The organism is Bacillus salitolerans (assembly GCF_042680805.1).
In the GTDB taxonomy this organism is placed as follows: Bacteria; Bacillota; Bacilli; order Bacillales; family SA4; genus Bacillus_CJ; species Bacillus_CJ salitolerans.
In genome coordinates, this window is record NZ_JBHUEM010000008.1 from 45,917 (window position 1) to 58,496 (window position 12,580).

12 protein-coding genes and 1 riboswitch are annotated in these 12,580 nt (G+C 35.2%); all 12 genes read left to right on the top strand.

Annotated features, from left to right (window positions below; all coding sequences use genetic code 11):
- Window position 1: 1 nt before the first annotated feature.
- The 12 genes from ACFSCX_RS07885 (at window position 2) to ACFSCX_RS07940 (ending at window position 12,574) form a co-directional block, all read left to right on the top strand.
- Window positions 2-1,201: a Ger(x)C family spore germination protein gene (locus ACFSCX_RS07885; RefSeq protein WP_377927640.1), complete on the top strand. Its 1,200-nt coding sequence runs from the start codon at window positions 2-4 to the stop codon at window positions 1,199-1,201.
- A 66-nt stretch (window positions 1,202-1,267) separates the two neighbouring features.
- Window positions 1,268-1,453 carry a hypothetical protein gene (locus ACFSCX_RS07890; protein WP_377927641.1) on the top strand — a complete coding sequence of 62 codons (186 nt, stop codon included), beginning with the start codon at window positions 1,268-1,270 and terminating at the stop codon, window positions 1,451-1,453.
- Between the two features lie 2 nt (window positions 1,454-1,455).
- A complete protein-coding gene (locus ACFSCX_RS07895) occupies window positions 1,456-2,589 on the top strand; it encodes a GerAB/ArcD/ProY family transporter (RefSeq protein ID WP_377927642.1) in 1,134 nt (377 codons plus the stop codon).
- A gap of 314 nt (window positions 2,590-2,903) precedes the next feature.
- Window positions 2,904-3,479 carry a sigma-70 family RNA polymerase sigma factor gene (locus ACFSCX_RS07900; RefSeq protein WP_377927643.1) on the top strand — a complete coding sequence of 192 codons (576 nt, stop codon included), beginning with the start codon at window positions 2,904-2,906 and terminating at the stop codon, window positions 3,477-3,479.
- Window positions 3,463-4,656, top strand: coding sequence for a hypothetical protein (locus tag ACFSCX_RS07905; protein ID WP_377927644.1), 1,194 nt, complete (start codon window positions 3,463-3,465; stop codon window positions 4,654-4,656). Before ACFSCX_RS07900 ends, ACFSCX_RS07905 begins: the two co-directional genes overlap by 17 nt.
- A 491-nt stretch (window positions 4,657-5,147) precedes the next feature.
- A complete protein-coding gene (htpG, locus tag ACFSCX_RS07910) occupies window positions 5,148-7,031 on the top strand; it encodes a molecular chaperone HtpG (RefSeq protein ID WP_377927645.1) in 1,884 nt (627 codons plus the stop codon).
- A gap of 310 nt (window positions 7,032-7,341) precedes the next feature.
- A complete protein-coding gene (locus ACFSCX_RS07915; RefSeq protein WP_377927646.1) occupies window positions 7,342-7,527 on the top strand; it encodes a hypothetical protein in 186 nt (61 codons plus the stop codon).
- Window positions 7,528-7,667: 140 nt separating this feature from the next.
- Window positions 7,668-8,108, top strand: a complete 441-nt coding sequence (locus ACFSCX_RS07920) for a MarR family winged helix-turn-helix transcriptional regulator (RefSeq protein WP_377927647.1) — start codon at window positions 7,668-7,670, stop codon at window positions 8,106-8,108.
- Between the two features lie 12 nt (window positions 8,109-8,120).
- Window positions 8,121-9,002, top strand: coding sequence for a GNAT family N-acetyltransferase (locus ACFSCX_RS07925; protein WP_377927648.1), 882 nt, complete (start codon window positions 8,121-8,123; stop codon window positions 9,000-9,002).
- Window positions 9,003-9,067: 65 nt separating this feature from the next.
- Window positions 9,068-9,213: riboswitch (FMN riboswitch) on the top strand.
- 116 nt (window positions 9,214-9,329) lie between these two features.
- Window positions 9,330-9,974, top strand: coding sequence for a 3,4-dihydroxy-2-butanone-4-phosphate synthase (gene ribB, locus ACFSCX_RS07930; RefSeq protein WP_377927649.1), 645 nt, complete (start codon window positions 9,330-9,332; stop codon window positions 9,972-9,974).
- A 243-nt stretch (window positions 9,975-10,217) separates the two neighbouring features.
- Complete coding sequence (locus ACFSCX_RS07935) at window positions 10,218-10,928, top strand: toast rack family protein (protein WP_377927650.1); 711 nt, start codon at window positions 10,218-10,220, stop codon at window positions 10,926-10,928.
- Between the two features lie 755 nt (window positions 10,929-11,683).
- The gene (locus ACFSCX_RS07940; RefSeq protein WP_377927651.1) at window positions 11,684-12,574 is read left to right on the top strand and encodes a nitrilase-related carbon-nitrogen hydrolase; all 891 of its coding nucleotides are present in this window, start codon (window positions 11,684-11,686) and stop codon (window positions 12,572-12,574) included.
- Window positions 12,575-12,580: the final 6 nt, after the last annotated feature.

Below are 12,580 nucleotides of genomic sequence, written 5' to 3' on the forward strand. Positions count from 1 at the left end.
CGTGATAAAGCTTATAAGAATCATCGTTTTTACATTGATCTTCATTGCGCTTTCAGGATGCTGGAGTAAAAAGGAATTGTCAGATTTAGCTATTACAACTGCCATAGGTATCGATAAACAGGAGGATCAATATTTAGTTTCGGCTCAAATCATTAATCCGGGTGAAATAGCTGGAAAAGCCCTCTCAAATCGAACAGCAGTAAGTACTTATGAGGTAGAAGGAAGAAGTATATCTGAAGCATTTCGTAAAATGTCAAAAGAAGCACCAAGAAGAATGTATTTATCACATGTAAGGATTGTTGTGATAGGTGAAACGATAGCAAAAGAAGGATTAAAGCAAATACTTGATTATTTGTCTAGATATTATGAAGCGCGGACTGATTTTTATTTAGTTGTTACAAAAGACCAAACTGCGCACGATATTTTATCCATCTTAACACCTATAGAAAAAATCCCTGCCAACAAGATCTTTAATTCCATTAAGGTATCAGAAGGAAACTGGGCACCAACAAAGGGCGTGCAGCTAGATGATTTGATCTCGAAAATCATCAGTGATGGAAATAATCCGGTATTAACGGGGATTAAGTATGAGGGGAATCTTGAAGAAGGCTCTTCATTAAAGAATATAGAAAGTGTGTCGTCCCCTACGAGGGTTGAACTTGAAAATCTTGCATTGTTTAGAGGGGATCGGCTTGTTGGTTGGTTTAATACAATTGAAGCAAAAGGGTTTAATTATATAACTGATAATATAAAAGAAACCGTTGGAGTTATTGAGTGCGAGGAAAATAATGGGAGGATCACCATACAACTGTTTAATTCGAATACGAATGTAGAGGGACAAGTTAAGCAGGGAAAACCAAAAATTATTATAGACATAAAGTGTGAACTTAAAGTGGAGGAAGTTAGTAAGTGTGAAAGGAAATTAAGTGAAGAGGACACGATCAAGTGGATTGAAGAGAAGAGTAATAAACAAATAAAAAAAATCTTACTTGCTTCTATAAATAAAGCAAAGGAACATAAGGCAGATGTGTTTGGATTCGGTGATACTATTAGACGTGCCAATCCAAAGGCATGGAAAGGTATGAGAGACAATTGGAACGATGAACTATTTCCAAATTTAGAAATTGAAATAAGAGCAGAATCCACTATACGAAGATTAGGAACCATCACAGAATCGTTTCAAGAACAAGGAAAGGAATAATATATGCTTCAAGCGATTGGAATTTTAGCAGTTTCATGTCTCATCTGTTTATATGAGATACCAAAGATGAAAAAGGAAAACATGAAAAAAGAAGTCATTGTTTTTTTACTCCTATTGGGAATAGGAGTAGCTTTATCAATATTAGAGGGATTTGAGATACACATACCAAACCCTCTAGAAGGGTTAATTGTATTACTTGAGCCCATAACAATGGCAATTCGTTCATTCATAAGTGGCAGTGTGGAGGGATAGAGATGACTAAGCAAAAGGAGAATATAAGTCCTAGACAATTTGCAATTTTAGTTGCTCTTTTTACAATTGGAAGTGCTATTTTGTTTTTACCTGCCACTTTAACAGGAATTGCTGAACAAGACGGTTGGATTTCTGCTTTGTTAGCTACAACTATAGGTATTGGATTTGTCTTATTTTTTGCAAAGGTCGGAACCACACTAAAAAATATGACATTTATAGAGGCATGTCAATATGCCTTAGGCAAAAAAATTGGAGGTATTCTTGCTGCTTTCTATTTGACTTTTCCATTTTTGCTCTGTACCTTCCTGTTATGGGATATTGGAGATTTTATGGTTACTCAAATTATCGTGGAAACCCCTATTCAGGCAGTGTTTATACTGTTCATCTTGACCATTGTCTATACGGTCAGATCTGGTATCGAAAGTGTAGCGAGGACAGCTGAGATTTTTGTCCCTTGGGTGTATGGGCTATTCTTTATCATTATCATTTTTGTCATACCAAGCATTCAAATAACAAATCTTCTACCGATCTTGGAAAATGGTATTCGCCCTGTCTTACTTGGTTCCTATCATATGATGAGCTTTCCAATTCTAGAATTAAGTTTGTTTTTAATGGTAACCAAAAACATCTATGACCCAAGTAAAATAAAAAGTGCTTTTTTAAATGGATTTTTCAGAGGAACCTTTGTATTGTTTATTGTAACAATGGCTTGTATTTATGTACTTGGACCAGATTTCACAGCCCGAAATGCCTTTCCTGTATATATACTTGGGAAAAAGGTGGCAATTGGGGAATTTCTCCAAAGAATCGAGATTGTTATTGCAATCATGTGGTTTTTAAGTATTTTATTTAAGTTAGCTATTGCTTTTTACTCACTTGTTTTGGGGACTAGTCAGATACTTGGGTTAAAGGATTATCGTCCTCTTACGCTACCATATGCTGTTCTTTTAGTAATCTCAACCATTATCATGATTCCAAATTCAATATTTTTAACAGAATTTGATCAAAAGGCTCAAGGACCTTACATTTTTTTTATTTGTGTCATCATACCCTTAATTGTGTTTATTGCACTTATGAGAAAAGAGAGATTGAACAAAAAGGATAAGAAGGAAGTCGACCAACATACATCTACGTAAATAACCGTTTTATTTGACGGTTATTTTATTATTATTAAGTTTTCAGCAAGTGAATGGGCTAGTGACTTGGAATCCAGCTCCAGCACCCAGCCACTCGAGGTCAAATGTTCCAAATGAGTAAAAGGGGAAAAGCACCCTTTTTTTTATTAAGGAACATTTGCTCTGCCTGAGGCTAAACGGGGCGCTTTGCGCCTTTTGTTCTAAAAAAGATGAAACCTGTTAAAAAGGAGAAACGTCAAACTAATAACAATACGAACTAGCAAACAAAAAACTTGAAAATATGAAAAAACTAATTCGGAAAAGGATGCGGGACAATGAAAACCCAAAAACAGAAGGTGCCAGATCAATTGGTTCCTGAACAAACGAATGAACAGCTACTGGAAAAAGTTATGGTTCAATATGGTGAAGACATTAAACGAATACTATATGGATATACGAAAAACTGGTCCATTACCGATGATTTAACACAAGATACATTTGTAACCGTTTATTTGAAACTAGATGAATTTCGAGGAGAATCGTCCTTAAAAACATGGATATATCGTATAGCTATAAATAAAGCAAAAGATTATTTGAGGAGCTTTTCATATCGAAAATTTGTGTTAGCAGATAAATTTTCAGAGAATAAACGTGACCCTCGTTTGCAACCAGAAGAGGAGTTATTAAAAAATCTAGAAAATAGGCAATTATTAGCTGAAATATATAAGCTTCCAGTGAAATATCGTGAAGTCATCATTTTATTTTATTTAAAAGAATTATCGATAGAAGAAATCAGTGACATCCTCGAAATGAATAGTTCTACCATTAAAACGAGACTGAACAGAGGTCGTGAAAAGCTAAGGAAAAGCTATGTTTTGGAAGGGGGCAACATTAATGGACTCAAAGCTTAAAGAACTATCTGAAGAATACAATTCAATCGTGCCTTTGTACCCGGTTTTCAAAGAAGCAGATAAAGAAAGGATTAGAGAGAGAATTCAAGGAAATCAGATGACCAAATCTGTAAGACATGTCTTTCCAAGAACGGTGTCATATATTGTTCTTGCGGCCATGTTTATTTTAACAATTGGCATAGTTGGAATAAAAACAGAATTAATTAAGCTAGGAAATATGGAAGAACAACCGCAATCTCCTACGAATATAGAAAATCCTACTGAAACAATTAAAGAACTAACAAATGAAGAGAAAATAGAGGAGCAGCTATCAAGACAAGGGTTACCTCATGAGGGGAATAACATATTTAACCCAACTACTATTAAGAAAGGTGATTTTGTCGCTGGCTGGAAGCTTACAGAAATAGATGTAACACCTGGTAACATACAATATCCATATGATATGACGAAAGCCCACTTTGATGGGAAAGTAACGATTACAGGAACGATAGAACATATTCCTGCAACCAACGAATTATACGGGAACCTGATCATATTCGTTCCTACGGAGGAATCGGCCAAACTTCTACCGGTTTCTCATCATGATACGAGAAATCCGAATAAATGGATTATGTTTGAAAATCAAGAGAAAGCGAAAGAGCTCCTTCAAACATCGCAAGGAGATATATTAGAGGGGATGAAAGTAACGCTTACAGACTATAAAGTTAATTTCTTTGAATCAGATATTTTAGATTCTGCAATGATTGAATTCTCTCACGGCGCTTCAAGTATTATGCTAAGCCCGGAGCTTGAAGATATCTATGAGGCTATTAGTAAGGATTTTAATAAAGAGCACTTAAGAGGTCTTAGTCCTTTAGAAATCTTTAGACTCTATTATACAGCAGAGGAAAGAAAGGATTTTCGAACACAATATGAGTTGTTTATCCAGGATGAACAGTATGTTAAGGTGTTTGAAACATATGATGAATATTTAGAGGCAGTTGAAAGCGACAATTTGCACGAGAGAGAGAGAATTTTACAAAATGTTATAACAAGTGATTTAGTCGAGAACATTTTTATAAAAGAAGAGATAGGGGAAGAAAGCGCACGCATTATCGTAGTGAATCTCGAGATGGGATTTGGCTTAGTAAAAGATGCAGGCGGGATATGGAGAGTTAATTGGATGCCGTATCAATAAAGTGTATAAACCTGGGACTTTCCGTAAGTCCCTAAAAATTGTCCTTTCTTGAAGTAGGTATTATCACATACATATCTACTAGATAGGACAATTTTTTTGTGCCTTATAAAAATTTGTTATGTAAAAGCCTGCTCTCGATAAATGTGCACGCTATTGATTGGAGCCGAAGGCACGAAGACTCCTGAGGGAGTTAGGGCCAGGGGATACCCCGCAGGCGCATAGCGATTGAGGAGGCTCCCCATACCGCCCGCGGAAAGCGAAGTGCCTGGAGAGCAAATCAACAGACAAATTTATTAACAAAAAGACTAGAAATAAGAGGGAATTCGAAAGGCCAGTTACCAAGAATTTTGAACAGCGTCTATTTAGGTAATCAATTGACAAGCCTAGTCAATATATGGTATTAAAATAGTGGTTAGCACTCTTTGTGCTAGAGTGCTAATTGCGAATTAATAGCTCGACTTATTTGTGAAAACAAGAAAGGAGAAACAGAAATGGCAAAAAAGCAATTTAAAGCAGAATCGAAAAGATTACTTGAAATGATGATTAATTCTATTTACTCACAAAAGGAAATCTTTCTTAGAGAATTAATTTCGAATGCTAGTGATGCAATTGATAAAATCTATTACAAGGCACTAACTGATGATACATTACGCTTTGACAAAGATCATTATTTTATCAAGATTGAAGTGGATAAGGAAAATCGCTTACTTACCATCAAGGATACAGGAATTGGTATGTCAAAAGAGGATCTAGAAACAAATCTTGGGACCATTGCAAAGAGTGGCTCACTTGCGTTTAAAAAAGAAAATGAAGCAAAAGATGGTCATGATATTATTGGTCAATTCGGTGTTGGTTTTTATTCAGCCTTTATGGTAGCTGATGTTGTAACGGTTTATAGCAAAGCCCTTGGAAGTGAGGAAGGCTATAAATGGGAGTCAAAGGGTGCAGATGGATATAGCATTGTACCATTCGATAAAGAAGAGGTTGGTACAGAAATCGTGTTAAAAATAAAAGAGAACAATGAAGATGAGACCTTTGATGAGTATTTAGAAGAGTATCGCTTAAAAGGAATTATTAAGAAGTATTCTGATTTTATTCGTTACCCAATTAAGATGCAGGTTTCGGATAGAAAGCTGAAAGAAGGTAGCGACAACGAATTTGAAGAAGTAATAGAAGAACAAACAATCAATAGCATGGTACCAATTTGGCGAAAAAATAAAAGCGAGTTATCGTCTGAGGACTATGAGAACTTCTATAATGAAAAGCATTTCGGTTTTGATAAACCAATTAAGCATATTCACATAAGCGTTGACGGTGCAATTAGATATAATGCCATTCTATATATTCCAGAAAAAATGCCATTTGATTACTACACGAAAGAATTTGAAAAAGGATTAGAGCTATACTCTAACGGCGTCCTTATTATGGAAAAGTGCTCAGATTTATTACCTGATCATTTCAGCTTTGTAAAAGGTATGGTTGATTCTGAAGATCTTTCTTTGAACATTTCTAGAGAAATTCTACAGCATGATAAGCAATTGAAATTAATTGCAAAGAATATCAATAAAAAAATTAAAAGTGAATTATTGAGTTTGCTAAAAGACGATAGAGAAAAATACGAGGAGTTTTACAAGTCATTTGGTAGACAATTAAAGTACGGTGTATATAGTGACTTTGGTAGTAATAAGGAAACATTACAAGACTTACTGCTATTTTACTCCTCAAAAGAAAAGAAATTAGTCTCTCTAGATGAATACGTCTCAAGAATGCCAGAAGACCAAAAATATATATATTATGCGTCTGGTGAATCATATGAAAGAATCGAAAGACTTCCTCAAACTGAGCTTGTATCTGATAAAGGCTATGAAATTTTATATTTTATCGATGAAATTGATGAATTTGCGATTCGAATGTTAATGAACTATAAAGAAAAAGACTTCAAGTCTGTTTCAAGTGGGGATTTAGGTATTGATGCTGATGATAATAAGGAACAGTCAGAAGAAATAAATAATGAAAACAAAGATCTACTTGAATACATGAAAAAGGTGTTATCAAGTAAGGTAAAAGATGTCAGAGTTTCAAAACGGTTAAAATCTCATCCAGTTTGCTTGACGACTGAGGGTGAGATTTCAATCGAAATGGAAAAGATTCTAAAAGCGATGCCAAACAATAATGATAATGTAAAGGCAGATAAAGTACTAGAAATCAATCCAAACCATGAGGTATTTCAATCTATAAAGAAAGCCTTCGAAACCGACAAAGCAAAAGTAGATTTATTTACGAGCTTATTGTACAATCAAGCCCTTCTAATTGAAGGATTGCCACTTGAAGACCCAGTCGAGTTCACAAATGATATTTGTAAGGTAATGGTATAAAGAAATAAGCAAGGTGCCCAGATCTACTTAATCTGGGCACTCTTATATTTTTCATCCTATACAACAATATTAAATTGACCAATTTCATCTAAGTCAATCACCGTCATCTTATGAGGGATTCAACAACATTATACTTCTCCTCTCTAGGATGCGGTTAACCAATTTACAGCTTTACTAATTTTTATAGTACAAGATATTTAATATTTCGTGAATATAGTTATCTCTAAAAGAAAGAGGAACAATTTCACGAGTAAACTTCTACTTTTAAGAACCTTAACATATTTTTTTAGTAGAGGAGGGATGGATTGAGATGGAACGCTTTTCAATGCTTTGGGCAGCGTGTATTTTGGCTGGTTATGCCTTATTAAAGGTGCCATTACCTGTATTTTTAGAACCTTTTAGTCCGTTTGTTCATTTAGTTGGAGCTTTAACGATATTATTATTCTCTTCCGTTATCATATTTGCAGGAATTAAGGCTCTTTTTAGTAGTAGATGAATACTCAGAACCCTAACAGCCGTACGTGGCTGTTGGGGTTTTTCTTTAAATAGAGTTTGACAAATTTATTATTTAACTATATTAATAGTTTAAGTACATAAAATATATTTTTATTTAGAAATAGAGGTGTCATTTCTTAAATGAATTCCATGAATGAAATAAGAAAGAACGTCAAAGAAGCTTTTGAATTATTAGATAAAGTTACTACAAAAGTAATGAATGAGCACAAATCATTGATTAGTCACAACTTAACAGCGAAACAATTGCTGATTTTAAAGACCATTTTCTTAGAGGGGAAAATGACAGTAAATGAGCTATCTACACGATTAGATTTATCAGCAAGTTCTATTAGTCAATTGCTAAACAAAATGGAAAAGGGCAGTTATATAAAGCGTGAAATCAATCCAGACAATAGACGTGAGATTTTTGTAACGACAGACCAAAAAGGAAAGGAACTATTTGAAGCGTACCAGAAAGTAGATGACTATATTATAGAAAAGTACTATTCAAAGTTTACCGTTGAAGAAGTAATTGTGTTTAAAGATTTAGTAAAAAAATTATACGGGATTGTTCATGAATAAGGGAGCGAGAGCATGGAAGAGATAAAATTTGTTAAAGAGATTAAAAATAATGAGAAGTATAGGAGTGGCTTTAATGAGTTAGCTTCTCAAATCTTTGGAATAGACTTTGAACCCTGGTATCAATACGGGTATTGGACAGATAGGTATGAGCCATACTGTTATACAATCTCAAATCGAATCGTTGCTAATGTTTCGGTTAATAAGCTAGATTTGATAATTAATGGTGAAAGGAAAAGAGCCATCCAACTTGGAACAGTAATGACACATCCAGATTACCGAAATCAAGGCTTATCGGCTAGCCTGATGAAAAAAATAGCAGATGAATATGAAAGCCATTATGACATGTTCTATCTGTTTGCTAATTCAACTGTTTTAGATTATTATCCTAAATTTGGCTTTAGAGCTGTAGACGAATACAAGTGGACAATGAATTATTCAAGAAAACAGACTCCTAGTAGATCACTTCAAAGATTAAATGGTCGTAATAAGGATGATTTGGACTTTATCTATCAATTTGCAACAGAAAGAATTCCCTGTTCCAATAAGTTTGGAACAGACCATACTGAGAATCTACTAATGTTTTACTGTATGTATGTATTTCCAGAGCATATTCACTATATAGAAGAGGATGATACAATTGTTATTTATCAAGGCGCTGGTGATGAAATACATATTTATGATGTAATATGTAAAAAAGAGACGGATATGTTAAAAGTCATTGATAGAATTACTATGATGGAAACCCAAAAGGTAATTCTTCATTTTACTCCTTACCATTGTGACCAAGAGTCGTTTACGAGGGAAAAGTTTTATGGAAGTGAAGTATTGTTTGTGAAAACAAATGCGGTAACTTTGCCATTATATTTTAAGCATCCCATTACATCACAAGCATAATAATCTTTAAAAGCATAATCTTGGAAATAGTTCGCATCTTTACAATATAATGGTAAAGAATTGAATACAACCTTCGGGGCAAGGTGGAATTCCTTACCGGCGGTGATAAAACATATTTGTTTTTAAGCCCGCGACTCATTATAGATATATGATGACTGACTTAGTGAAAACCTAAGGCCGACGGTTAAAGTCCGGATGGGAGAAGGTTATGTGTACCTAGATAAAAAACGACCAAGACTCTAGGTTTACTTTCCTGTGTCCTAAAACACCGATTTAGGGCACTTTCCGGTTGTATCAGTTCAAAAATCTTAACGGGAGGGTTTTTGAATGATTCAAACAACAGTTTCAATCGTGGAAAAAGCAATGGAAGAAGTAAGAAAGGGTAAAATGGTTATCATTCAAGATGATGAATCAAGAGAAAATGAAGGAGACTTAGTAGTTGCTGCGGAGTATGCTACGGGGAAAAACATTAATTTTATGGCGACTTATGGAAAAGGCTTGATTTGCACTCCGATGCTAGAAGAAAAGCTCAATTCTCTTAATCTGCCACAAATGGTAATGGATAATGAAGAATCGATGAGAACAGCATTTACAGTCTCAGTTGATGCAAAGGTAGGAATTACAACAGGAATATCAGCCTTTGAACGTGCACATACCATCCAAAAATTAATAGATCCAGCAGCAAAGCCAACAGACTTTGTTCGTCCAGGTCATGTCTTTCCATTAAAAGCAAGACAAAACGGTGTACTAGATAGAAGAGGCCAAACCGAAGCGTCCGTCGATTTAATGAGACTCGCGGGGTTAAAGCCAGCTGCTGTCATTTGTGAGATTATGAAGAGTGACGGTCATATGGCAAGAAGAGCAGAGTTAGAAGCGTTTGCGAATGAACATCATTTAGTCTTACTTACTGTACAAGATATTGTTAATTATCGAAAAGAAAAAGGATTACTCCAATTCCAATTAAATAAATAAATAACTAACTTTAGTTGATAGGGCTGTCCGATAAGCCCCAAAAAAACGTCCTTTCTTGAATGTTGGTTTTGTCACTTACATTTAACCAGAAAGGACGGTTTTTTTGTACCTTTAAAAATTTGCTACTCCCTTAGTCTTACCTAAATATGACTTTCATCATATAAAGTTATTACTGTCTTCATCTATCCATTAACAATTTAGGATGGGATACTAAGAGTAGTTAAGGAATAAGGAGTGTTTGTTATGAGAAAATGGTTAATAGGATTAAGTGTGATAGCGATATTTTTGATGATGGGCTGTACCAATATTGTTAATGGTGATATGACATCCTCTAAAGATATAATCGAAAAAGACGGTGCTAAGGAGTTAAAGGTTGATTTACATCTTGGTGCAGGTGAAATGGTTGTAACGAGTGGATCCAATGAATGGGCAGAAGGAGCATTCGAATTTAGCAAACCTAATATGAAACCTGAAGTGTCATACAAGTTAAAAGGAGATACAGGGCATTTAGATATTGAACAGCCAAGTACAGCCCATTTAACCTCAATTAAGGAATACAAAAATAAGTGGGATTTATACCTTACTCAAGAAATTCCTATTTCCCTAAATGTAAAAACGGGAGCATCCGAAGCTGAACTCCATTTATCAGGACTTCAATTAAACGAACTCGGGGTTGATGCGGGCGTTGGAAGAACACTGATTGACCTTAGCGGGGATTGGCGACAGGGCTTTCATGCTAAAATTAATGCAGGTGTAGGAGAGACAGAGTTAATCCTTCCCAAAAGCACAGGTGTAAAATTAAAGATTGAAAACGGTATTGGTGATACAAATATAAATGGTTTAATATCGAAAGAAGATAATGTTTATGTGAACGATTTGTATGATTCATCAGAAATGAAAATTGAAATTGACTTAAAGGTTGGAGTAGGGTCCATCGATGTTAGAGAAGAATAAGAAGAAAGAGAGAACCATGATCAGGTTCTCTCTTTCTTTTTTGTTGCTTAGGAAATGATAAAAACTCACTATTTGTGGATAACTGAGTGATGTACGTAGTAATCCGGCTCCAGCGCCCCGTTTAGCCACTCGAGGTCAAATAACCCTTGAAGAGTAAAAGGAAGAGCGCCCTTTTTCTCTTCAAGGAACATTTGCTATGTCTGAGGCTAAACGGGGCGCCCTGAGCCTTTTGTTCCTTATTAATAACATATTCCTACAACTTATGACGCATTCATTGCAGTTGTTATGTAAAATAAACTGACTTTCCCGGGAAATTAATCAATCTGTGTCGAATGTGACAGTAAATCAGAGATGTTTAATGAAATGGCCATTCTTAAATGACAAGCATGGCAAAAAAACAAGTTTGTCGAACGATTTTTAGACGATTACTATTTGATAAAAATAACGGGTTGTATGTGAATAACTGTATTATTTTAGTTATTTCAACTATTAATGTGCTTCGTACAAGGTGTTACAAGAGAAGGTAACATTTTTTTAATATAGGGTTAAAAATTTTACTGGACGACCTAATTTTACATAATTTTTGATGAAAGTAGGTTAAATTAATAGAACATTCAGAATTTTTATGTAAGTAAATGTGTCGATTGCCAGTTAGGTTCTCACTAACAATGAAAGCGTTTTCATTAGATGCGTTTACTTTGTTTGTTCCATTTTGTTCTAGAAACTAATGTGATGATCAAAAGGGGGAATTTATGGTGTCAGATCTAGTGAAAATTGGTTTAATTCAAGCCTCAAATGATGTGGATGGCCAAGAACCAGTACAGGTTCATAAGGACAAGGCCATAGAAAAACACATAAAACTAGTTAGAGATGCGGCAAAAAAAGGAGCACAGATTATTTGTCTACAAGAAATATTTTATGGACCCTATTTTTGCGCAGAGCAGAATACAAAATGGTATGACTCGGCTGAGGAAATTCCAAACGGGCCAACAACAAAGCTATTTCAGGAACTAGCCAAGGAATTAGGCATAGTTATTATTTTGCCTATCTATGAACGAGAAGGGATTGCTACCTATTACAATACAGCAGCAGTCATAGACGCAGACGGTTCATACTTAGGTAAATATAGAAAACAACACATCCCTCATGTAGGAGTAGGCAACGATGGCTGTGGTTTTTGGGAGAAATATTACTTCAAACCTGGAAATTTAGGTTATCCCGTATTTGACACTGCCTTTGCAAAAGTAGGGGTCTATATTTGTTATGATCGTCATTTCCCTGAAGGAGCTAGATTACTAGGACTAAAAGGTGCAGAAATCGTCTTTAATCCTTCAGCTACCGTAGCTGGATTATCAGAATATCTTTGGAAGCTAGAGCAGCCTGCTCATGCTGTAGCTAACGGATATTATATAGGGGCTATCAATCGAGTTGGATTTGAAGGTCCCTGGAACATGGGAGAGTTTTATGGGCAATCCTATTTAGTGGATCCACGTGGAAACTTTGTTGCGATGGGAAGCCGTGATCAAGATGAGGTCATTATTGGGGAAATGAATAAAAAGATGATTCGAGAAGTTCGTGATCTCTGGCAATTTTACCGTGACAGACGTCCGGAAACTTACGGAGAAATGACGGCTTTATTACCGTAAACTTTT